At 65.6% G+C, this 22219-nt stretch carries 17 protein-coding genes and 1 tRNA gene; 10 read left to right on the top strand and 8 right to left on the bottom strand.

The window, feature by feature from the left end; genetic code table 11:
- Positions 1-13: 13 nt before the first annotated feature.
- Complete coding sequence (locus OKW87_RS09245; RefSeq protein WP_443025041.1) at positions 14-1270, bottom strand: PAS domain-containing protein; 1257 nt, start codon at positions 1268-1270, stop codon at positions 14-16.
- A gap of 210 nt (positions 1271-1480) precedes the next feature.
- Here OKW87_RS09245 and OKW87_RS09240 point away from each other — a divergent pair.
- Positions 1481-1556, top strand: a tRNA-Thr gene (locus OKW87_RS09240).
- 158 nt (positions 1557-1714) lie between these two features.
- Here the strand turns inward: OKW87_RS09240 and OKW87_RS09235 are convergent.
- Positions 1715-2353, bottom strand: coding sequence for a TetR-like C-terminal domain-containing protein (locus tag OKW87_RS09235; RefSeq protein WP_265544070.1), 639 nt, complete (start codon positions 2351-2353; stop codon positions 1715-1717).
- 144 nt (positions 2354-2497) lie between these two features.
- Between OKW87_RS09235 and OKW87_RS09230 the strand changes: the two genes are divergently transcribed.
- From OKW87_RS09230 to OKW87_RS09220, 3 genes are all read left to right on the top strand, one after another.
- Positions 2498-3793, top strand: coding sequence for a serine hydrolase domain-containing protein (locus OKW87_RS09230; protein WP_265538809.1), 1296 nt, complete (start codon positions 2498-2500; stop codon positions 3791-3793).
- 94 nt (positions 3794-3887) lie between these two features.
- Complete coding sequence (locus OKW87_RS09225) at positions 3888-4922, top strand: alpha/beta hydrolase fold domain-containing protein (protein WP_265538807.1); 1035 nt, start codon at positions 3888-3890, stop codon at positions 4920-4922.
- A gap of 99 nt (positions 4923-5021) precedes the next feature.
- Positions 5022-6290 (top strand): alpha/beta hydrolase family protein, encoded by a 1269-nt coding sequence (locus OKW87_RS09220; protein ID WP_265538805.1) that lies wholly within the window; start codon positions 5022-5024, stop codon positions 6288-6290.
- 1 nt (position 6291) lies between these two features.
- Here the strand turns inward: OKW87_RS09220 and OKW87_RS09215 are convergent, their stop codons facing one another.
- On the bottom strand, positions 6292-7251 hold the full coding sequence (locus OKW87_RS09215) for a LysR family transcriptional regulator (RefSeq protein WP_265538803.1): 960 nt from the start codon (positions 7249-7251) through the stop codon (positions 6292-6294).
- A 96-nt stretch (positions 7252-7347) separates the two neighbouring features.
- Here OKW87_RS09215 and OKW87_RS09210 point away from each other — a divergent pair, with 96 nt between their 5' ends.
- Both OKW87_RS09210 and OKW87_RS09205 read left to right on the top strand, forming a co-directional pair.
- Positions 7348-7677, top strand: coding sequence for a nuclear transport factor 2 family protein (locus OKW87_RS09210; RefSeq protein ID WP_265538801.1), 330 nt, complete (start codon positions 7348-7350; stop codon positions 7675-7677).
- On the top strand, positions 7674-8462 hold the full coding sequence (locus tag OKW87_RS09205; protein WP_265538799.1) for an SDR family oxidoreductase: 789 nt from the start codon (positions 7674-7676) through the stop codon (positions 8460-8462). The genes OKW87_RS09210 and OKW87_RS09205 overlap by 4 nt, the downstream gene beginning before the upstream one ends.
- A 370-nt stretch (positions 8463-8832) precedes the next feature.
- Here OKW87_RS09205 and OKW87_RS09200 read toward each other — a convergent pair whose 3' ends face one another.
- Positions 8833-10191 carry a serine hydrolase domain-containing protein gene (locus tag OKW87_RS09200; RefSeq protein WP_265538797.1) on the bottom strand — a complete coding sequence of 453 codons (1359 nt, stop codon included), beginning with the start codon at positions 10189-10191 and terminating at the stop codon, positions 8833-8835.
- A 272-nt stretch (positions 10192-10463) separates the two neighbouring features.
- Here OKW87_RS09200 and OKW87_RS09195 point away from each other — a divergent pair, with 272 nt between their 5' ends.
- The 3 genes from OKW87_RS09195 (at position 10464) to OKW87_RS09185 (ending at position 16534) form a co-directional block, all read left to right on the top strand.
- Positions 10464-12746, top strand: coding sequence for a TonB-dependent receptor (locus OKW87_RS09195; RefSeq protein WP_265538795.1), 2283 nt, complete (start codon positions 10464-10466; stop codon positions 12744-12746).
- A gap of 201 nt (positions 12747-12947) precedes the next feature.
- Complete coding sequence (locus tag OKW87_RS09190) at positions 12948-15611, top strand: glycoside hydrolase family 2 TIM barrel-domain containing protein (RefSeq protein ID WP_265538793.1); 2664 nt, start codon at positions 12948-12950, stop codon at positions 15609-15611.
- A 140-nt stretch (positions 15612-15751) separates the two neighbouring features.
- The gene (locus tag OKW87_RS09185) at positions 15752-16534 is read left to right on the top strand and encodes a FadR/GntR family transcriptional regulator (protein WP_265538790.1); all 783 of its coding nucleotides are present in this window, start codon (positions 15752-15754) and stop codon (positions 16532-16534) included.
- Positions 16535-16637: 103 nt separating this feature from the next.
- On the opposite strand, the gene OKW87_RS09180 is transcribed toward OKW87_RS09185, so the two are convergent.
- Positions 16638-16997, bottom strand: a complete 360-nt coding sequence (locus OKW87_RS09180; protein ID WP_265538788.1) for a hypothetical protein — start codon at positions 16995-16997, stop codon at positions 16638-16640.
- A gap of 51 nt (positions 16998-17048) precedes the next feature.
- On the opposite strand from OKW87_RS09180, the gene rsgA reads away from it, so the two are divergent.
- Positions 17049-18053, top strand: a complete 1005-nt coding sequence (gene rsgA, locus OKW87_RS09175) for a ribosome small subunit-dependent GTPase A (protein WP_265538787.1) — start codon at positions 17049-17051, stop codon at positions 18051-18053.
- Between the two features lie 15 nt (positions 18054-18068).
- Here the strand turns inward: rsgA and asd are convergent, their stop codons facing one another.
- The 3 genes from asd to OKW87_RS09160 all read right to left on the bottom strand — a co-directional run bounded on the left by asd (position 18069) and on the right by OKW87_RS09160 (position 22151).
- On the bottom strand, positions 18069-18920 hold the full coding sequence (gene asd, locus OKW87_RS09170; RefSeq protein WP_265538785.1) for an archaetidylserine decarboxylase: 852 nt from the start codon (positions 18918-18920) through the stop codon (positions 18069-18071).
- 71 nt (positions 18921-18991) lie between these two features.
- Positions 18992-20545, bottom strand: a complete 1554-nt coding sequence (locus OKW87_RS09165; protein WP_265538783.1) for a S1C family serine protease — start codon at positions 20543-20545, stop codon at positions 18992-18994.
- 52 nt (positions 20546-20597) lie between these two features.
- Positions 20598-22151, bottom strand: a complete 1554-nt coding sequence (locus tag OKW87_RS09160) for a hypothetical protein (protein ID WP_265538781.1) — start codon at positions 22149-22151, stop codon at positions 20598-20600.
- Between the last annotated feature and the right edge of the window lie 68 nt (positions 22152-22219).

Raw genomic sequence — 22219 nt, 5'->3', positions numbered from 1 at the left:
GTGTGAGACTATCTCAGGCGGCGGCGCGGCGGATCATCCGTTCGGTGAGCGCCGGATCGTTGTCGACCCGCGCGACGATATCGAGGCCCTGCTTGCCGGCGCGCGCCAGCAGGAGGACGAATTCGTCGTCGCCTGCCTCCATCGCGACATGGGCAAGCGGCGGGCGCCCCCGCATCTCGGCTGCGGCGCGGGCGAAGAGGTCGAGGGTCGGGGCGGGGCGGCGGTGCGCGCGCTCGGCCTTCACGATCCCCTTGATGCCGCCCTCGGCCGCATCGAGGAACGCGTCGAGCCCGCCATGCGGGACCGCGCTGCGCTTCGCATGGCTGAGCACCGCGGCGAATTCGGTGACGCGGGTCTTGTCGTAATCCGCGCCGAAGACGAGCTTGACCGCGGGCGTCAGCGGCGCGCGGGCCTGGACGCTGAGCTGGGCGTCGGCGAGCAATTCGGCATAGCCCTCCCCGTCCTGCTCGGCGGCCAATGCGAAATCATAGGCTCGGCCGAGCGCGCGATAGAGCGCGGCGCGGCTGCGCGTGTCGGATGCGCGGGCGGCGGCGGCCGATTCGCGCGCGAGCATCAGCTGATCGGCGAGGCTGGCGCCGGCATCGTTCGCGGTGACCGGCTCCTCGGGCGTATCGAAGCCGCCGCTCGGTCCATCGGCCCAGACCGGGGCGCTCGCGCTGGCCTGCGGGGCGCTGCGCCGCGATTCCTCGATCTCCGCATGAAGCCTGGCCTGGGTCTCGGCGTCGACCATCTCCTTCCAGTTGATCACGCCATAGATGAAGTCGATCGAGGCGCCGTCCGACGAGAAGGGCATCAGGATGCCGCGATACAGCGTGTTGTGCCCGCGCTGGCCGACGAATTCGGCCTCGAAGCCGATCGGCGCGCGATTCGCGATGATCTGGAGATAATGATCGGTCAGCCGTGAGAGCAGCGAGCGGCTCGGCACTTCGGCGACATGGGTGATGAAGGCAGTGACTCCGCACTCCTCGCGCAGCGACGCGCCGAGATAGCGGATCGCCGGATTCTCGACCCCCGCGGTGAAATCGAGCAGCACGCTGTGCGGCCCGAAATCGGCGATATTGCCTGGATCGAGGTCGTTGATCGACGGATAGGGCCTGCCCTGCAGCAGCGACACCCAGTGATTGTAGGCGCGGACGTGCATCCGCCGCTCGTCATTGCCGATTTCGAGCGGGCGATCCGATACGGCCTCCTCCCCACCGACGTCGGGACCCGAGTCGAAGGGATCGTTGATGCCGCGAGACATGTCCATGCGCCTGCTCCATTTCGGGCCGACGGGCCCGGTACCAAGAGCGGCGCTTGTGCACCGTCCGTGGTAAACGCCGCGTAAAGCCGAGCGCGATGGCGCAACTTTTTGCAAGTTGGCCCCGCGCGCGCGCCCGGCAACCAAATCGCAACGCTTGTCAGCCATGAATCATGCTGGTAAGCGCGCCCCTCTCTTCGGGCGGATGCGCCTGGACGGGCCGCTTTAGCTCAGCTGGTAGAGCATCGCATTCGTAATGCGGGGGTCACAGGTTCGAGTCCTGTAAGCGGCACCATCCCTGGAAACCCCCGGAAAAGCTGGGTTTCGGCAAACCCCCATAGAGGATTGTTTGAGAACCGGAGCTGGTCGCGAGGCGGCTAGCGTCCAATCACCGTCGTTCAAATTGGCGATGCGGTCCCGAAACCTGCCACTCCACCATCGGCGCGACTCCATTCAGGTGCTTGCGCCTTTGGCCAACAGTCCCGTCAGTAAGATATCGACGAAGCTCTCGATAAAGGCATCGTCGATCGGCTGTCGGGTGATGAGCGCTCGCACATAAAGCGGGCCGAGGGCGAGGTCCAAGGCGGTTTCCTCGTCGATACCGGCGCGAAGTTCGCCCCGGTCCGCGGCGCGGCGGATCATCATCCGCATTGCGTCAAAGCGGATTCGCATGAACTCGGCACGATGATCGGCGAATGCTCGGTCATTGTCCGCGTTGGCGACGAACATCTGCAAGATAGACCCTCCAATAGGCGATGCGAAATAGGCGGACAGTGTTCGGGACATTGCCACGAGGTCACCGCGTAGCGATCCGGTGTCGGGCACGGGAATTGCCTCGGTGCCGAAGCTGAGGAGCGCGTCGAAGAGCACATTTTCCTTCGAGCCCCAGCGACGTTGGACCGAGGTGCCATGCACGCCGGCACGGCGGCCGATCTCGCTGAAGTTCAAGCCATCGACGCCAAGCTCCAGCAATGCTTCCCAGGTCGCTCGCAACACCGCTTCGCGCACGCGCGCCGAGCGCCCGCCGTTGCGCTTTCGCGCGGCTGGCTGCGCATCGCTTCCCTGGTTCACCACGTCTGCCACTGCACGCATCTCCTTCAACGCCTCCCAGCTAAGGCGCGGCGCGCGCTAACGCAAGGGACCTGCATTTATTTAACGCAGGGGTATTGCGTTAATGCATCGACTCGCATATTGAGCCTTTAACGCAGATGGGCTGCGTTTAAATAGGAGGCCTTCATGAGCATCCATACGCTTCACACCGATGCTGGGACACACGACCGCAGCGCTCTGCCCCTCAGCAAGCCTGAAGACGTGGGCTTCTCGCCGGAACGTCTGGCCGGCATGGACGGAGCGATGCAGGCGGAGATCGACGCCGGGCATTATGCCGGGATCAGCGTCATGGTCGCTCGCCACGGCAAGCTCGTGAAGTCCTCGCGCTACGGATATCAGTCGCTCGAGACCCGCGAGCCGATGCGCGAGGATGCGATCTTCCGCATCGCCTCGATGACCAAGCCGATCATCGCGACCGCCATGCTGCAGCTCTGTGAGGAGGGCAAATGGCAGCTCGACGATCCGGTGACGAAGTTCATCCCCGAGTTTGCCGACCTCAAGGTGCTGCAGGAGGGGCAGCTCGTGCCGCTCGACCGGGCGATGCAGATGCGCCACATCATGTCGACCTGCGCCGGCTTTGCCTTCGGGCCGGCCTTCGGTTCGACCAACCCCGCGGTCGATGCCCTTTATATGGCCGCGGACATGTGGAGCGGGACCAACGAGGATTTGATCGCCAAGCTCGCCACGCTCCCGCTGGAGACGCAGCCCGGCACCCATTTCCGCTATGGCCTTCAGCAGGAGGTGCAGGGCGTGATCCTGCAGCGGCTGACCGGTCTGCCCATCGATGTGATCTTGGAACAGCGCATTTTCACGCCGCTGGGCATGACCGACACCGGGTTCGGCGTTGCGCCCGAGCAGCGTCACCGCATCCCGCCGCGCTACATGCTCGACGAGAACCTGAAGCTGGGCCTGGCACCCGACCAGTCGGCCTTCCCAACCATCGCCGGCACCCCGCCGGGCGTGAAGCCCAAGCTGCTGCTGTCGATCGCCGGGCTCTACGCAACGGCGCAGGATTATCTGCGGTTCGCGCAGATGCTGGCGAATGGTGGCGAACTCGACGGTGTGCGCGTGCTCGCGCCATCCTCGGTGAAACTGATGACCAGCAACCTCCTGCCCGAGGGCGTGCCGGTGCACATTGTCGAGGACTTCGTCGGGGTCGGATACGGCATGAACGTCGCGATCGTGCTTGATCCGTCGCATGCCAGCTTCAACGGCGGCCCGATCGGCGCCGGCACCTTCTTCTGGGGCGGCGTCCACGGCACCTGGTTCTGGGTCGATCCCGTCAGCGACATCGTCGTGGTCGGCATGGTCCAGCAAGTGGATGCCGGAAACCCGGTGACCGGGCGCCCCTATCCGGTGGCCGACCTGCGCGGCATCTCGCGCTCGATCACCTACGCCGCGCTGCTCGACCCCACGCGCTAGGCGCCCCTCCGACCATTCTCGAACCAAGCCATCGACGCCGGCCCCGCCGGCGATCGATCCCCCATGTCCAAAGCTGAGCAGAAAGGATCCTGCAATGACCTCCAAGATCGATACCGACCCCCGCCTCGACCCGCGCATCAAGGCCGCCTTCGCCGGCATGCCGCTGGGCCAGCCGCAGCCGAATGTCACCAGCCGCGAGGAACTGCTGGCGCAGGAACTCTCGCCGCAGGGGTTGGCCATCTACGCCAGCCAGGTCGCTGTCTTCGACAGCATGGACCGCGAGGATATCGCGCCCTCGGCCGGGCTGACGGTGCGCACGCTGAGCTTCACCTCGGCGCCGGACGGCAACATTGTGCAGATCCAGTATGTCCGCCCGGAGGGCGATCAGGTTCTGCCGTGCCTTTATTACATCCACGGCGGGCGCATGATGTTCAGCTCCTGCTTCGAGGGCAACTACAAGGCGTGGGCCCGCATCATGGCCGCGCGGGGCGTCGCCGTCGCGATGGTCGATTTCCGTAACGCGGTGCATGCCGACAGCGCGCCGGAGATCGCGCCGTTTCCCGCCGGCCTCAACGACTGCCTGTCCGGGCTGCAATGGGTGCGCGACAACGCCGCCACGCTCGGCATCGATCCGGCGCGGATCATCGTCACCGGTGAAAGCGGCGGCGCCAATTTGGCCCTGGCCGTCGCCATGTCGTTGAAGCGCAGCAATGGGCTGGACGCGATCAAGGGCATCTACGCCATGTGTCCTTTCATCGCGGGTGCATGGCCGCAGCCCCAGTATCCGTCCTCGACCGAGAACGAAGGCATCTTCATCTCGGTGCAGAACAACCGCAGCGCCATGGCTTATGGGATCGAGGCATTCGAGGCACGCAATCCTTTGGCGTGGCCCGCCTTCGCGACGATCGACGACGTGCGCGGCCTGCCGCCGACGGTAATCAGCGTCAACGAGTGCGACCCGCTGCGCGACGAGGGCATCGCTTTCTATCGGCTGCTGCTCGGCGCGGGCGTCTCCGCGCGCTGCCGCCAGGTGATGGGCACATGCCACGGCATCGAGATCCTGCCGGTGGTTTGCCCCGACATTGCTCGCGCCACCGCCGCCGATATCGCCGACTTCGCGCATAGCTGACCGATTTCGCAGCCCGGGCAGCGGCGCCGGGCACGCGGAAGTCAAAGGCTGACGCCGCTGCACTCAACATTCGTCACACCCCCATCGGGAGGAACTACGATGAACGCCCTGACCCAAGCTCCAAAGCCCACCGAGAATACCGGAACCGAAGCGCTGATCTTCCAGGATGATCCGCAATTCTGGTTTGAGATCGTGCGCCTGTTCGGCGCGGCCGAATATGGCGGCAGCACGTTCGGCGAGGTGATCGCCATGGCCAGCACCATCAAGTCCGGCGATTATGACAGCTGGTACGACGGCATGAACCGCTTTGCCGACCGGCTCGCGGACGAAGCCGCCGATCAGCTTGCGCGCGGCCACAAGGTCAGCGCCCGCGACAATTTCCTGCGCGCCTCCAGCTATTATCGCAGCGCCGACTTCTTCCTCCACGCCCATGCCGACGATCCGCGGGTCAAGCGCGCCTTCGAACGCAGCACGGCCTGTTATCGCCAGGCTGCGGCGCTGTTCACCCCCGCGATCGAGCCGGTGGAGATCCCGTTCGAGGGCACCACCCTGACGGGCTATTTCCACAACGCCGACACCACCGGCGAGCCGCGCAAGACCTTGCTGCTCAACGGCGGCCTCGACGGGTCGCCGGAGGAGCTGCACTGGCTGGGCGCGCGAGCGGCGGTCGAGCGCGGCTTCAACGTTCTCGTATTCGACGGTCCGGGACAATATTCCGCGGTCCACAGCCAGGGGTTGCACTTCCGGCCCGACTGGGAGAGCGTCGTCACCCCGGTGGTCGACTATGCGCTGACCCGCAAGGAGGTGGATCCCAAGCGGATCGCGCTCCATTGCGAAAGCCTCGGCGGCTACCTCGCGCCTCGCGCGGCGGCATTCGAGCATCGCCTGGCGGCCTGCATCGCAGACGACGGCGTCTATGACCTCGGGGCTACTTCGCTCGGGCTGCTGCCTCCGGAACTGCGGGAAACCGCCGGGACGGCGCTGTTCGCACCAAGCGCGCCGGAACTGGACGCCGCCCTCGATCACGCGATGAAGACGAACACCGTGGCGAAATGGTATCTTACCCACGGCATGTATGCCTATGGCGTCGACACGCCGCGTGCCTATCTCGCAGCCTGCATGGGCTACCACCTACGCGACGGCATCGCCGAGCAGATCCGCTGTCCGACCCTGGTCTGCGAGGCGGAGAAGGACCTGTTCTTCCAGGGCCAGGCGCAGCAGCTCTACGACCATCTGACCTGCCCAAAGGCGATGATCCGGTTTACAGACGCCGAGGGCGCGGGCGCGCACTGCGAGGTTGGTGCGAGCCGCTTGGCCTATGCCCGTATCTATGACTGGCTCGATGAGACGCTGGCGACGGTCAGGTGACTCAGGGGGCGGCTGCGCGATCCACTCGTCGGCCGCCCGCACTAGGAAAAGATTGTTGGGAGAGCCGTCCGGCGGCGAAATCGCGCGCGAGCGCGATGAAGGCTTGAAAGGCCGCTGAGGAATTCCGCCGGTTGGAATAATAGAGGCACAGCGGCGCGAGCAGCGGCGTCCAGTCTTCGAGAATGCGGACGAGCCGACCCGCCTCGATGTCGTCGCGGACATCGGCCTCCATGAAATAGCCAATCCCAACGTCGTTCATTACCGCGATCCGGGCGAGCGACGCCTCGTCGAGCGTGATTGGGCCCTCAACCTCGATCTGCAGTTCGTCGCCGCCCTTCTCAAATCGCCACCGGAACAAGGCACCGTTGGGAAGTCGCACGCGAAGGCAAGGATAGGCGAGCAGATCCCGTGGCACCTGGGGGATCGTCCTGTTTTCGAAAAACGCAGGGGATGCCGCCACCGCCATCCGCCGCGTTAGACCCAGTGGGATGGCGATCGCGTCGCTGGGCACCAGATCCGCGCTGCGCACGCCCAGATCGAAGCCCGCCGCCACGACATCGACGAGCCGACCCTCGGTGACGAGGTCGATATGAACCTGCGGATAGCGGTGCAGATAGCTCAGCACGAGCGGCGCCATGATCTCGCGCGCAGCCGTCGCGAAGGCATTGATACGCAAGGTTCCGGACGGCGTCTCCTGCTGGGCGCGCGCCATATGCATCGCTTTGTGGATGTCCTCGAGCGCTGGTTTGATCTGTGCGACGAATATCCGTCCGGCATGGGTGAGCGAGACGCTGCGCGTCGTGCGATTGAAGAGCCGCACGGCAAGCTCGCGCTCGAGCTTGCCCACCGCATTGCTGATGGCCGTGGTCGACATACCGAGATCGAGCGCCGCCGATCGAAACGAGCCGCACCGAACAATTGCGAGAACCGCCTCGAGTTCGATCAGCGAATGGCGAGTCATTGTCCCGTTCTCCGTGATACCTCATGCCGATTTGTCTCGATTATCACGCCTAAAGTCCATCGCTAGATAAGCTTCGTCACCGTCCAGGAGATGAACATGTCAATGCAGCTACCCACGCCGATCGCCGATTATGTCGAGGCAAATGCCCGTCTCGATATCGACGGCATGCTGAAGCCATTTGAGCGCGACGCCGTCTTCATCGATAACGGCAAGCGCTTTGAGGGACAGGCTGCGATCCGCCTGCTTTTCCATGAAGAAGTGATCCCGGTGAAGGCGATTTTCACGCCCGATACGGTTCGGGAAGAGGGTGGCGACGTCGTCGTCGAAGGTCTCGCGCATGGCGACTTCCCGGGCAGCCCGCTCCGCTTCACCTATCGCTTCACGCTGGCGAACGGCGCCATCAAGGCACTGGAGACCACGGTATGAGCATCAAGGCAGATCCTACCGAGTTCGCCGGCAAGCGGGTGCTCGTCAGCGGTGGCACCAAGGGTCTCGGCCGCGCCACGGTCGAGCGCTTCCTGGCCGGCGGTGCGCGCGTCATCACCGCCGCCCGGGCGATCAGGGACACCATCGAGGGCGTCGAATATGTCCAGGCGGACCTGACCACGCCCGAGGGCGGCGAAACGCTGGCCAAGGCGGCGCTCGAGCGGCTGGGCGGCATCGACATTCTCGCCCATGTCGTCGGTGGCTCGGCGTCGCCGGCCGGTGGCTTCGTCGCGCTGACGGACGAACACTGGCTTGCCGAGTTGAACCTCAACCTGCTGGCGACCGTCCGCCTCGATCGCCTGCTGATCCCTCAGATGATCGAGCGGGGCGAAGGCGTCGTGGTGCACGTCACGTCGATCCAATCAGTCCTGCCGCTCCCCGAATCCACGACCGGCTACGCTGCCGCAAAGGCAGCGCTCAGGACCTACAGCAAGTCGATTTCGAAGGAGCTCGGTCCCAAGGGCGTGCGGGTCAATGCCGTCTCGCCCGGCTGGATCATGACGGAGGCAACCGGAGACTTTTTGGGAATGCTTCAGGCTGCCAATGGCGGCACGATCGAGGACGCGCGTCAGTCCGTGCTCGATGCCCTGGGCGGCATTTCGATTGGGCGTGGGGCCGAACCCGAAGAGGTGGCCGACCTTATCGCCTATCTCGCCGCCGACCGTGCTGCCGCGATCCATGGTGCCGAGATCGTCATCGATGGCGGAACCATCCGCACCGTTTGAGGGTGCCGATCTGGTGCTCGCCACGCTCTTGGGGTGAGCGGCGACGCGCGATCCCGGATTTATCAGCGCCGCGGCAGCCAAATTCCCAATGATCTGAGTGCCCAGCTTTGTCCCCTGTGGGGCGCCACTCCCGATCAATGGAGGGCACCATCGGGGCCTGCTGATTGGGAAGCATCGTGAGCGGCGATTTCCAGCGACGTGACGAGCCCGGTGAACCTGATGACGTCGAGTGCGACTACCTCGGCGATGAAGCGGCGCCTAACGCTGCCGTGCGGGGGATCGTTGGAGCGCAGCGCATCCGGCAGTTCGAGTGGCGCGCGCGAGTAGGTCGGGATAGGGACGCCGGGGCCGCGCCTGCCGGCAACCGCAGTCAGTCGATGGCCTGATAGACCAGCGCGCGCAGCTTGCCATGGTCGTCAATGTCCCCCGAAGGCAGCAGCTGAGTCATGTAGACGATGGTGAGCCCTTCCTCCGGATCGACCCAATAGGTGCTGTGATAGGCGCCGCCCCAACCGAATTCGCCGGTAGAGCCCGGCTGGCCCGCCGCCCCAAGGTCCATGCGGATCGAGAAACCCAGCCCAAACCCCATGCCGGACGAATATTCAACCGACCCCAGATGGTTGGACACCATGAGCTCCACCGTCTTGCGGCTCAGATAGCGGCGGCCGTCGAGCTCGCCGCCGCGTCGCATCATCTCGAGGAAGCGGCTATAGTCGGCCGCGGTGGACAGAAGGCCTGCTCCGCCCGAATGGGCCAGGCGCGGACCATCGAGATAGTGCCCCTGGCCGAAATGGCCCCCGGCTTTCCAGACGTTTGCGTCCGACGCTCGCCGCAGCTTGCCTTCATCGCCTTCGTATACGACCGCGAACCGGCCGGCTTTTTCGCGCGGTAGAAAGAAGGAGGTGTCTTTCATCCCGAGCGGCTCAATCAGGCGCTCGTCGAGGAATGCCTGCAGCGACTTGCCGCTGAGCTTCTCGATCACCACGCCCAGGATGTCGGTGTTGTAGCCATAGACGAACTTTTCGCCGGGCTGAGCCGCCATGGGTAGCGCCGCCATGCGCGCAACGAAGCCGGATACAGGCTCGTTGCGGTCGGCGAAATACCAGCCGAATAGGCCTGCATCGCGCCAGGCCTTTTCCGCGGGGCCCGCGCCGTAGGAGATTCCGGCCGTGTGGGTGAGAAGGTCCCGGATCGTGATCGGCCGCTTGGCGGGAACGGTCTCGTAGCCACCGCCCGGCTTGGCCACCGCTACGGTCGTTTTCTTCCATTCCGGCAAGTGCTTGCCGACCGGATCGTCGAGCAGCAGCTTGCCCTCCTCCATCAGCATCATCACCGCGACGCTGGTCAGCGCCTTGGTCTGGGAGGCGATGCGAAAGATGCTGTCTTCTCTCAGCGGATCGCGTGCTTCCTTGTCCCGCCATCCCACTGCCGCCGAGAAGACGAGCTTCCCATCCTGTTGGATCCGGACCACCGCCCCCGCCAGCCTGCCTTCGTCGACATAGCGTTGCAGTTGGGCGCGCAGTCGGCCGAGCCGCTCGGCGGAAATTCCGGAGGGTGCCGGTGCCTCGATAGTCCGGACGGGTGTTTGTGCGTTCGAAGCAGCGACGCCATTGAACAAGGCCGCTGAAACCAAGATGGCCGAAGCGATTCCCCGCATGATCAAATTCATTCGTTGCTTACCTTTCCGCCGAGCACCTTCGTCATGCGGGCGCTGCGCCGGCCAGGTCAAGTGAAGGGCGCGCGCATTACAGTAGCGCCGCGGCGGGATCGGCAGCAGCAGCCGCAGGCGGATCGTCGGGGGCAGCTTAGCGAGCCCCCGAAAGATTGCCGGGCGATAGGCGCGCCCTAGATCGCGGCATGCATGAATATAATTGATCGCAGATCATCATTTATATCGATTTTTCACAGTGAAAAAGCCCTGCTAGCGGAGCTCGACGGTCAATCGGCCTTACCAAAATAAAATGATTGGTCTTCAATCCAGTCAAACAGGAGGGGATATTCATGCGCGGATTATCGATATTGCTGGCGACCACGGCGGTCCTGCTGAGCCCGGCGGCGATGGCTCAGGACGTGCCGCCCTCCGGCGACCCGGTCGAGGAAGGCGAGATCATCGTCACCGCGCAGAAGCGCGAGCAGAATGTCCAGGACGTGCCGGTCGCGATCACCGTGGTCAGCGGCGACGACCTCGCCAGCGTCGGCGGCAGCCAGCTGCAGGACCTGACCAAGCTAACGCCGAGCCTGACGATCACGCAGGGTGGCGATCTCAATAACAATGTCATTAGCCTGCGCGGCGTCGGCACCTCGGCCTTTTCGGTCGGGGTCGAGCAGAGCGTGCTGGTGATCGTCGACGGCGTCGCCGGCGGCTTGCCCGGCCAGGGCTTCAACGATCTCGCCGATATCGAGCGGGTCGAAGTGCTGCGCGGCCCGCAGAGCACGCTGTTCGGCAAATCGGCCTCCGCCGGCGTGATCAGCGTCACGACCAAGGCGCCGACGTCACGCTTCTCCGGCAACGCCGAGGTCATGCTGACCGATGATGGCGAACAGCGCTACTCAGCCGGCATCTCCGGTCCGATCACCAGCACCCTGGGCTTCCGGGTCAACGGATCGGTCGGCCGGTTCGACGGCAACATCCGCGAGCTGCAAAGCGGCAACGACATCAATGGCCGCGACACCGAGAATGTGCGCGCGAAGCTGCAGTTCGAACCGTCCTCCGATTTCGACGCGACGCTGATCGGCTACTACACCAATACCCGCACCAATTGCTGCGGTTTCGTGGCGATCGAGCGCACGCCCGGCGTGGTGTCGTCGTTCGGCACGCCGTCGACCGTAAGCCTCGCCGGGATCACGCCGGGGCGGGACAATTTCTCCGTGCGGGTGGATCCGATCCCGGATGCCGATTCCGAAAGCTATGGCGGGTCGCTCGCGATGAACCTTGCGGTCGGCAGCCATACGCTGACCCAGATCTTCGCGATGGGCTATTATAATTCGCAGGATCTCTCGGACTTCGACGGCGCCTATGGCCCCGCGCTGGGACTTGCCACCGGCGTCTTCCAGTCGGGCACCTTCGAAGGCGAGACGCTGAGCCACGAGCTGCGGCTCACCTCGCCTTCGGGTGGCGCGCTGCAATATGTCGTCGGGACCTATTATGCCCGTAACGAGAACCGGCGGACCTTCTTTCGTCCTGGCCCGGTCGCCAATGCCAATTGGTATGGGCGCACGGTATCCGAAACCTTCGCGCTGTTCGGCCAGGCTGATTGGCGGATCGCGCCGGGCACCACGCTGATCGGCGGGCTGCGCTGGAACAACGAGAATATCGGGTTCCAATATCAGCGCTTCAACAGCAACGGCGGCAATCCGCCCTTCTTCACGAGCGGCAAGACCGATGATTCGGTCATCACCGGCAAGGTCGGGGTCCAGCAGGATCTGTCCGACGATATCATGGCCTTCGCCACCTATTCGCGCGGCTATAAGGGCAAGGGCTATGATCTGACCTCGTCGTTCGTGCGTCCGAACTTCCCGGCCAGCCGCCCGCTCGAGGCCGAAACCGCCGACAGCTATGAGGTCGGGCTGCGCAGCACGTTCCTTGACCGCCGGGTCACGCTGAACGTCACCGGCTTCTGGACCGACTATAGCAATTTCCAGTCGCAGACGCTCGAGCCCGGCCTGGGCGGCGCCTTCATCCTGGCCAATGTCGGTTCGCTGCGGACCCGCGGCGTCGAAGCCGACATGCTGGTTCGCGCCAGCAATTGGCTGCGCCTCAACGCAAGCGTTGCCTATGTCGATGCCAAGATCAAATCCTATCCCAATGGCGAATGCTATTTCGGCCAGACGCCGGCGCAGGGCTGCGTGCCCAATGCGGTTGGTGGCCGTGCGCAGGATCTATCGGGCTCGCGTCTCGCCAATTCACCGGAATGGAAGTTCAACGTGGGCGCGGACATGAACATCCCGCTGGGCAGCCTGCCGGTCGATCTGACGGTCAACGGCAACTACACATGGCAGAGCGGAACCTTCTTCGCGCTGACGAACGACCCGGTGAGCTTCCAGGATTCCTATGGCATCGCCAATCTGAGCATCGGCTTCGAAGAGAAGAACGATCAGCGGTACAGCATCACCTTCCTGGTGCGGAACCTGTTCGACGAGAATTATTTCGGCACGATCCGCAACGACGCCGGCACTTTCTCCGGCAATCCTTATCCGAACCCGTCGGCGGTCACCAATATCATCGGTCTGCGCGCCCGCGATTCGGCTCGTTATCTCGGCGTTCGACTGGGGGTCAAATATTGATCCGGGCGACGTCCGAGACACGCTGATACTCCCCCTGACGGCCGGGCAGTGCGCCCGGCCGGCTTTTTTGTCCGGGTGGTTCGCAATTACGGTTATGGCTGAACTTCAGTCACTTCCCTCCCATTTGCCCTATCAATGATGGCGGAGAGTCAGATGCGCGTTTCAAGGATTGCACTGTTCGGCGCAGCCGGTATCGCCGCGATGGCCATGCTTCCCTCGGGTGCGGTCGCGGGTGGTCCGACTCTCCCGGGAACGGCCGCCGCAGAGGCGGCAAGCCCGCGTCAGGTGACGTCGCTGACCTCCGGCTGGCGCTTCCGCTTCGGCGGCGATGCGGCGGGCGTGACCGACGCGACCTTCGACGATAGCGACTGGGAGCGTGTCGAACTGCCGCACACGTGGAACCGGCTGGGCGAATATGCGCTCACTCGCTCGCCCCAGAGCAATATGGAGCAGGGCGTCGGCTGGTATCGGCTGGCGCTGAAAGCCCCGGCCCGCGCCAGGGGGCAGCGTCAGGTGATCCAGTTCGACGGGGTCGGCGCGGTCGCGGACGTGTGGGTCAACGGGGTGCGGGTCGGCGGCCATGCCGGCGCCTTCTCGACCTTCCGCTTCGACATCACCGACCAGCTGCGCCCCGGCGCGGCGAACAGGATCGTGGTCAAGGCCGACAACAGCAAGCCTGCCCCCGGCAGCGCCACCGCCGATGTCATCCCGCTCGGCGGCGATTTCTTCGTCCATGGCGGCATCTATCGCGGGGTGTCGCTTCTCACCGTCGATGCCGCGCAGTTCGACACGCTCGATCATGGCGGCCCGGGCATCTACCTCAGCACCCCCCAGGTGACCGAAGGCTCGGCCAGCGTCGCGCTGCTCGCGCGGCTGCGCAACGCCGGGGCGGCGCGGCGCACGCTGACCATGAACAGCCGGATCCTCGACGCAAGCGGCGCAGTCGTCGCCAGCGACAGGGCCCCCGCGACCCTGACCGCGAACGGCACGCTCGAGCTGCGGCGCGCGATGACGATCGCACGGCCGATCCTCTGGCAGGGGCGCGAGAATCCCTATCTCTACCGGGTGGTCGCCGAACTGGTCGACCGCGGCCGCGTCGTCGATCGGGTCGAACAGCCGCTCGGCGTGCGCACCTTCGCCTTCGATCCCGACAAGGGCTTCATCCTGAATGGCAAGCCGACCCCTCTACACGGCGCCTCGCGCCACCAGGATCGCCAGGGCAAGGGTTGGGCGCTGAGCGCGCAGGACCATGCCGAGGATATGGCGATCATGGCCGAGATGGGCGTGAACACCGTCCGTCACGCGCATTATCAGCATGCACAGGCATGGAGCGACGAAGCCGACAAGGCAGGGATGGTCGTGAAGGCCGAGCTGCCGTTCGTGCACCAATCGTCGCTGGGCGACGGCCCGCCGACCGCCGCGCTGATCGCCAATGCCCGCGCCCAGCTCGTCGAGCTGATCCGCCAGAACTATAACCACCCCTCGGTCATGATCTGGTCGGTCGGCAACGAGATCGATATCGGCGCCGCGATCAACGCGCTGCGCAGGGGCGGCAAAGGGCCCAACGCCCAATCGCGCGCCATGCTCGTCGAGCTGAACGCGCTGGCGCGAAGCGAAGACCCGAGCCGCCCCACCGCCTATGCCGATTGCTGCGAGGCCACGCCCTCGCCGCTCTCGCGCCCGGGTGCGGAAGTTCTGAACGATGTAACCGACGTGATCGGCCTCAATCGTTATTTCGGTTGGTATTACGGGAAATCCGGCGATGCCGCGGCCGCTCTAGGCGCGCTGCATGCCAAATATCCGAACCGTTCGATCATGCTGACCGAATATGGCGCGGGCGGCGCGCTGACCCAGCATAGCGACAACGTGCTGGGCGGGCCCGTCAATGCGAATGGCAGGCCGCATCCGGAAGCGTTCCAGGCCTATGTCCACGAGGAAACCTGGAAGGCGCTGAAGCAGCAGGATTATCTGGGCGCCACCTGGATCTGGAACATGTTCGACTTCGCGTCGAACAGCCGCGAGGAAGGCGATGCGATCGACCTCAACGACAAGGGGCTGGTCAGCTACGATCGCAAGATCCGCAAGGACGCCTTCTATTTCTACAAGGCCAATTGGTCCACCGAGCCGGTGCTCCATCTGACCGGCCGCCGCTATGTCGACCGCGCCTATCCGGTCGCTGAGGTGCGCGCCTACAGCAACGCCGATGCCGTCAGCCTGACGGTCAACGGCGCGCAGATCGGCACGGTTTCCTGCCCCGACCGTATCTGCGTCTGGCCCGGCGTTGCGCTGAAGGCAGGGGAGAATGCCGTGACAGCGACGGCCACCGTCGCCGGCAAGCCCCTATCGGACACGATCCGCTGGACTGCGCCCGACGCGTCCGCCGGGCTGCATATTCGTGCCGGAAGCCTGACGGGGCTCACGTCCGCTGCTGGTGTGCGGTTCGGATCGGATAGCTTCTTCGTCGGCGGCGCCGTTCCCGAAATGCGCATGGGCGCGCGCGGGAAGCCGGCGCCGAGCGAAGTGAAGGGGACCGGCGACGCCGAGCTCTACGGATCCTATCGCGAGGGAGATTTCGTCTATGAGCTGCCGCTGCCCGACGGGCGCTGGATGGTGACGCTGCACATGTTCGAGCCCGATCCGGCTAAGGCAGCGACGCGGACCTTCGACGTCGCCGCAAATGGCGTCAATATGGTCTCGAAGTTCAATCCGGCGCAGGCGGCCGGCGGCCCGATGATTGCAGTCACACGCACGTTCCCGGTGCGCGTGACGAGCGGCAAGCTATCGCTCCGCTTCACCGGCGTCGGCGGGCCGTCGCTGGTGTCGGCGATCGCCGTGGTGCCGGATAAGGGCGGCGCTCGCCGCTAGGAGACGACCGCGCCGGCCCTGTCGGCGCGCGTCCGGCGCTTCGCGTCTCACGCGATCCGCCTGCGCCGGGCGTGTGCATGCGCGGGGACTCTTGCTGCCGATTCGCCTGATTGGTAAGACCTGTCTTGAAGGGGATGATCTTGATCGCTGCCGAAAAACCCCGGGGCGCAGTGCCGGCCGGCGGCGCCGAGCGCCTGTATCAGAAACTCGCGCGGCACTTGTTCGAGGATCTGGCGGGCGGCCGCTATGCGGTGGGCGACAGACTCCCCGCCGAGCGCGAACTTTCGATCCAACATGGAGTCAGCCGTCCAGCGGTGCGCGAAGCGATGATCGCGCTCGAGGTCCAGGGCCTGATCGAGGTTCGGCTCGGCTCGGGCGCCTATGTGCGTGCATTGCCGGGGGCACGGGATCGTCCGGATTTCACCGTCACCGCGTTCGAGTTGATGGAAGCGCGCTTGCTGGTCGAAGGCGAGGCGGCGGCGCTTGCGGCCGTGCATATCCGCGACGACGAACTCGACGAGCTGGACCGGCTGGTGGAGCAGATGGCCGACGAAAATCGGTTGCCGGGGGTGACCACCGATGCCGACCAGGCCTTTCACCTGCTGATCGCGACCGCGACGCGCAACGCTGTGATTCACAGCCAGATCGCCCAGATGTGGCGGCTGCGCTCCACCTCGCCAGACTGTGCATTGCTGCTAGCCAAGGCGCGGACGGCAAACATCCAGCCCGTCGTGGCGGAGCATAGTGTAGTGGTGGACGCGCTGCGCGCCCGCGATCCTGCGGGGGCGCGTGCGGCGATGCGTGCGCACCTCGCGTCGGTCATCGATCACTTGCTCTTCACGACCGAGGAGGATGCGATCGAGCTCGCCCGTCGCAGCATCGCCTCTACCCGGGCACGCTATGGACGCGCCGCAACGTTGTAGCCCGCAGCCTTGCATGGCGGCCTGGTCGATGCGTCATAGGGCAACCGAGCCGCGCGGTCCGCTTTTCCCGAATATGGAAGGGATAGCGGGCGCGACTGGCAAATCACTGAAATCGCAACGTCTTCTCGAAGCCAACATTCTCCTTGGTCATCTTGGCCACCTTCCTGAGATGGCTGCGGACATGGCGCTCGAACCGCGCGTCGTCATAGATGCCCGTGGCCTGATAGGCTGGCTCCCCGATCAGCTGCTTCAGGCGCTTGGCGAACGCGTCCTGCTCATCGGCGAACGCCCCAAGGGTCAGCGCGCGGCAGGCCCATTCCTCGGCAGCTGCCTTGTCATAGTCGTCCTGCGCCTCATATCCGCGTCTGTCCGCCGCCGCCTGATCCAGCCTTGCGGCCCCGAGCCGGCGCTCGAGCCATTGCCGAACCAGTTGCCCGTCCCACGTCCCTGTGGAATCGCCCATCACATTCTCCAAAATCCGACCATTGCCCAGAAAATGCGGTACAATGAAGCCATGATATCGACCGAAGAGACATTGGCCGAACTGGGCTGGCGTGATCATTTCAGCGCGCAGCTGTCGGTCGAGGAGGCCGATCGCTGCCATCCGGTGCGGGTGATGGCGGTCCATCGCGGCAAGATCGCCGTCCAGGGCGTCGGGTCCCAGCATTTCGTCTCCCCCTATATCCTGGGCGCGCGGCCGGGGGACGATCACCCGACCGTCGGCGACTGGCTGCTGATCGACCGCGAGTCCGGACTGGTCACGCGCGTCCTCGATCGCCTCAACCTGTTCACCCGTCGCGCACCCGGGGATCCGCGCAAGCAGCAGATGATCGCCGCCAACATCGACACGCTGTTCATCGTCGCATCGTGCAACCAGGATTTCAGCGTCGCCCGGCTCGAACGCTATCTGGTGCTCGCGCGCGAGGTCGGCGTGGCGCCGGTCGTCGTCCTGACCAAGACCGATCTGACCGAAACCCCGGAGCAGTTTGCCGAGGCGGCGCGCGCGATCGAGCCCGGGCTGTGCGTCGAGGCCGTCAACGGGCGCGATCCCGCCAGCGTAGCGCACCTCGCCGCTTGGTGCGGGCAGGGGCAGACCGTGGCGTTGCTCGGATCGTCGGGGGTCGGCAAGTCGACGCTCGTCAACAGCCTGCGGGGGTCGAACGACATCGCCACCCAGCCGATCCGCGCTGCCGACGACACCGGTCGTCACACCACGACCGTCCGGGCGATGCACCGGCTCGCCTGGGGCGGGTGGCTGCTCGACACGCCGGGCATGCGCGAGCTGCAGCTCACCGAAGCGGCCGCGGGCGTTTCGGAAGTGTTCGACGATTTCGTCCTGGCCGCGCAGCAGTGCCGCTTTTCGAATTGCGGGCATGGCGGCGAGCCCGGCTGCGGCGTGCGGGCGGCGATCGCCGAAGGCGCCCTCACGCTCGAACGGTTCGACCGTTGGCAAAAGCTTGCAGACGAGAATGGCGGGAACACCGCACGCCCTGCAAGATATCCGCGTTCCCGGCGCTGATATCTCGCAGAAGACTTAGTGTGGGCGATCGCCCATTCTTTCGCCAAGGCGCACCGCCCGTTCGGGGGCCCAGTCCTGGTTGAACCTGATGGCACCGGGCCGGAAAAGCATCACGATCGTCGAGCCGAGCAGGAAGCGACCCATCTCCTCGCCCTTTTTCAGGACGACGGCCTGATCGGCATAGCGCCATTCGCAAAGCGCGCCGGTCCGCTTCGGATTGACCACGCCATGCCATGCGGTTGCGATGCTGCCGACGATCGTCGCGCCCACCAGCACCAGCACGAAGGGGCCATGTTCGGGCGAGTCGAAGACGCACGCCACTCGTTCGTTGCGCGCGAACAGGTTCGGCACGCCGCGCGCAGTCACCGGATTTACCGAGAACAAGGCGCCGGGGACATAGATCATCCGGGTCAAGCGGCCGTCGCAGGGCATGTGCAGCCGGTGATAGTCCCTGGGCGACAGATACAGATTGGCGAAGCTGCCATGTCGGAACTCGGCCGCCAGCGCGGCATCGCCGCCGATCAGCTCCGTCGTCGTGAAGCGATGGTCCTTCGCCTGCAGGATGTGATGGTCGTCGATCGCGCCGAACTGGCTGATCGCGCCGTCCACCGGACAGACGAAGTCGGCTGACGCCAGCGGGCGCGCGCCATGCTTCAGGGGCCGCGTGAAAAAGTCGTTGAAGCTTGCATAGGCGGCGATGTCGGGTTCGGCGGCTTCGCGCATATCGACGCCGTATCTGGCCACGAACCAGCGGATGAGCCGGGTCGTCATGGCGCCGCCGCGCGCGCGCGCGACACGGCCGGCGAAGCTCGTCAGTACCTGCTTCGGCAACAGATATTGGAGCAGGACCTTCAGGCGATCGGACATCATGAACCTCGGGTTTTTGGGTAGCACGCGCGCCGCGCTTCAGGCGGTTCGGGCCGCTGCGCGGACGGGCTCTACGGGGTGGACGCCCCTGTCGGAGCCACCGCCGGCGGCCCGGTCAGCGCAGGGCTGCAGCGATAGGTCAGCTTCTCGTTATACACCGGCGGCAGCGCGGCGCGCAGCGCCTGTTGCTGGGTGGCGAGCGCGGCGCGTGCGGCCTGATCGGCCGAACAGCTCTTGAGCGGAACCCCGGCGCGGAGCTGGCGCGCCTTCGTCATCTGTTCGGCGGAGAGCAGATAGCGGGTGTTGGTGTAGATGCGCGTCGCCGGATCGTAATCGAGCACCGAGACCGACTGTTCCTGCTCGGGCACCAGGATGCGCTGCCAATGTGTTCCCGCTTCGGCATATTGGGTGCGGCCGTTGATGCAGCCGTCGGCGCCCAGATCGAGATCGACCTTGTCGATCGCCGTCACGGTAACGCGGCTGCGCTCGGGGATCAGGGTGCACACCATCCGGCCGCGCTCGCTTTCGCTGGGGCCGACGGCGGCTTTGGTCTTGGGCACCGCGGCGATCGCAGATTCATCGAAGCCCGGCCGGCTCAGGAACAGCGCCACCGCGCCCGCCATCAACACACCGCCGCCGACCGCCACGCCGATCGCTTCGCGTCTCCGGTCGCGCGACAATAGCAGCCCGGCGCCGCCCAGCGCGAGCGCGCCCAGGACCAGCATCACCGCCGCCCCGGCCATGAAATTCTCGCGCGTCGCGCTGTTGCGGGCGCGTGCCAGAGCGAGCGCTTCTTCGCGCTCGCTGGCCGACTGGGCGGCGGCGGCGCGCGCGGTCTGCTCTGCCTCGAGCCGCGCCTTCTCGTCGGCGTTGCGTTCGGCCGCCATCGCCTCTTCGACGCTGGTGCAGGGTACCGCGACCGACGCGATCGGCTGCTTGGCCTCGCGCAGGAAATCGGCGACCTCCTTGCCGGCGATCGCGAAGGCGAAGCTCGCATCGCCCTCGTCGCCGCGGGTGATCGCCGAATTGACGCCGAGCACCCGGCCGCAGCGATCGAGCAGCGGGCCACCCGAATTGCCGCGGGCGATGCTTGCCGTATGAAGCAGCACGCTGGTGCCCTGGAGCAGGCGGCCGCCGGCGAAACCGCCCTGCGAGCGTACCGGCGATTGCGGCGTGATGAAATCCGCCGCCGAGCGCGCGGTAGCGAGATCGACATTGCCGGGATAACCCAAGGCGATCAGCGTCTCCCCCTCGGCCGGAGCGCCCGTAAAGAGCGTGAGCGGGGCGAGCCGCGCGCCGGGGAATTCGATCAGTGCCAGGTCGCGATCCTTGTCGATCGCGACCAGCCGGCCGCGGAACGACTTGTCGCCTTCGGACGGCACCACGCCGATCACGACATTGTCGGGATAGCGATCGGCCAGCTCGACGACATGCGCGTTGGTGACGATGCGATTGGGCGCGACCGCGAAGCCGCTGCCGTGGCCGAAGCCGACCACTTCGTCGTCCACCACTGCGATCGTGACGATCCGCACCACGCCCCGGCCCGCGGCGGAGATGTCGTCGGCGCGTGCGGGAGCGGTCCAAGCGAGCAGCAAGGCGACCAACAGCAGCAACCGACGCATCATCGAATTCGACCCCCAGGAATCGCGGCAGCTTTCGGGCAAAAGCCCCTGCGGTTCAAGACGCGGGGGACGGATTGCCGGTCGGCTCGCCGTCGGCTTCGGGCTCCTCGGACGGTTGCCCGTCGAGCGCCTTGAGCGCGCCCTCGACATCGCTTGCGTCGATCTGGGCGATCAGCCGTGTCGCGCGCTGGGCCAGGCCGCGGGCGTGGGGGCTGTAGGCGAGCGGTGCCAGCAGTGCGCGGGCCTTCTCCTTGTTGCCGTCGCGCAGATACATGCGCGCCGCGTTGAAGCGCAGCATCCGATCCTGCGGCGCAAGATCGTGCGCGCGCGCCAGCCCGTCCTTGGCGATCTCGGTCGGCGGCTGGCCGAAATCGGTGAAGGTGCGGAAATAGAGGATCAGCAATTCGGGATGGTCGCGCTCAAGCTTGTTGCCCGCGACGATGATCCGGCGAATCGCCGCAGCGGTCTCCTTGCTGCGGTCGCGGGCGACAAGTGCTGCGGCGAGACGCGCCTTCGCTTTATGGACATAGGCCTCGGTCGATTTGGGATCCGCGGCAATGGCACGGTCGGCCGCGGTCTCGGCGGCGGCGAAATCGCGCGCATCGAAGGCAGCTTCGGCCAGTACGACCTGCGCGCCCGGATCGTCGGGATAGGGCGCGGCGGCCTTGCGCGCCTCGGCATAGACGCCGGCGGCGGTTTTGGCATTGACCCCGCGCCTGGACCGAATGCGCACCTCCATCGTGGCTGCCTCGCCCGGGGTGAGCTTGCGCAGGACGATCTCCGGCGCGGCGCCTTCGAGAGGAACCACATGGCGCATGATCTTGCCCGACTTGTAGCGATCGAGGTCGCGATCGAGCGCGCGCAGATCGCCGAAGGACGCGGTCGCCTCGCTCGCGGGCTTGCCTGCGTTGATCGCGCGCAGATAGTCACCCAGCTGGCCCTGGCGCTGCTTGGCGACCAGCAGATAATGCGACAGCAGCCAGCCGCGGCCATAAAGAGCGGCGCGCTGGCTGTCGCTGAGCCGGATCGTGTCGGCCATCAGCAATTGCTGGGCGGGCAATGCGTTGCGCACGTTCATCAGCGTGCGCGCGCGATATTGCGGCGGCCCGCCGACGATGACGCCGGCCTTGTCGAACTCGGCTGTGGCGTGAAGCTCGGCGAATCCCTCGACATACCAGGCCGGGATGATCGCATTGGGAAACGCGCTGAGCATCATGTGGTGCGTATATTCGTGGAGGAGTATCTGCTGCTCATCGAGCGCAGTCTTGCTGCCGTTGCCCGAAAAGCGGGGGACCACGGCCATCGATCCGCCCGCACGCGCCTTGTAGAAGCCCGCGACGAAGCTGCTGCCGGCCAGCTTCGACACGTCGTCGCGATCGTCGAGGACGTAAACGGTCAGCCGATTGGGGCGCGCCTGCTCGGGATCCTGCCACCGGTAGAGCTGGCGCATCACGCGATCGAATTTTTCGAGATTGGCGACGAATTCGCGAATGCCTTCGGGCCGCTGGTCCGAATAGACCGTAAAATGCCGGGTGCTGGCCTCATGCCAGTCGGCACGGGCAGTGGCCGGGGTCAGCAGCAACAGCAACGGCAACAGGGTGCGAAGCATCTCAGATCCCTCCCGATTCACACATGCTAACCCGGCAATGTGACGGCGGATAGGGGCAAGTCGGCAAG

The organism is Sphingomonas sp. M1-B02, from assembly GCF_026167525.1.
Classification (GTDB): Bacteria; Pseudomonadota; Alphaproteobacteria; order Sphingomonadales; family Sphingomonadaceae; genus Sphingomonas.
The sequence above is the reverse complement of the archived record's forward strand: the minus strand, read 5'-3'. Positions and strand labels throughout refer to the sequence as shown.

Bases quoted from the DNA above. Each gene is read 5' to 3' on its own strand.
- OKW87_RS09245 (WP_443025041.1), bottom strand. From the start codon at position 1,270: ATGGACATGTCTCGCGGCATCAACGATCCCTTCGACTCGGGTCCCGAC.
- OKW87_RS09235 (WP_265544070.1), bottom strand. From the start codon at position 2,353: ATGCGTGCAGTGGCAGACGTGGTGAACCAGGGAAGCGATGCGCAGCCA.
- OKW87_RS09230 (WP_265538809.1), top strand. From the start codon at position 2,498: ATGAGCATCCATACGCTTCACACCGATGCTGGGACACACGACCGCAGC.
- OKW87_RS09225 (WP_265538807.1), top strand. From the start codon at position 3,888: ATGACCTCCAAGATCGATACCGACCCCCGCCTCGACCCGCGCATCAAG.
- OKW87_RS09220 (WP_265538805.1), top strand. From the start codon at position 5,022: ATGAACGCCCTGACCCAAGCTCCAAAGCCCACCGAGAATACCGGAACC.
- OKW87_RS09215 (WP_265538803.1), bottom strand. From the start codon at position 7,251: ATGACTCGCCATTCGCTGATCGAACTCGAGGCGGTTCTCGCAATTGTT.
- OKW87_RS09210 (WP_265538801.1), top strand. From the start codon at position 7,348: ATGTCAATGCAGCTACCCACGCCGATCGCCGATTATGTCGAGGCAAAT.
- OKW87_RS09205 (WP_265538799.1), top strand. From the start codon at position 7,674: ATGAGCATCAAGGCAGATCCTACCGAGTTCGCCGGCAAGCGGGTGCTC.
- OKW87_RS09195 (WP_265538795.1), top strand. From the start codon at position 10,464: ATGCGCGGATTATCGATATTGCTGGCGACCACGGCGGTCCTGCTGAGC.
- OKW87_RS09190 (WP_265538793.1), top strand. From the start codon at position 12,948: ATGGCCATGCTTCCCTCGGGTGCGGTCGCGGGTGGTCCGACTCTCCCG.
- OKW87_RS09180 (WP_265538788.1), bottom strand. From the start codon at position 16,997: ATGGGCGATTCCACAGGGACGTGGGACGGGCAACTGGTTCGGCAATGG.
- rsgA (WP_265538787.1), top strand. From the start codon at position 17,049: ATGATATCGACCGAAGAGACATTGGCCGAACTGGGCTGGCGTGATCAT.
- asd (WP_265538785.1), bottom strand. From the start codon at position 18,920: ATGTCCGATCGCCTGAAGGTCCTGCTCCAATATCTGTTGCCGAAGCAG.
- OKW87_RS09165 (WP_265538783.1), bottom strand. From the start codon at position 20,545: ATGATGCGTCGGTTGCTGCTGTTGGTCGCCTTGCTGCTCGCTTGGACC.
- OKW87_RS09160 (WP_265538781.1), bottom strand. From the start codon at position 22,151: ATGCTTCGCACCCTGTTGCCGTTGCTGTTGCTGCTGACCCCGGCCACT.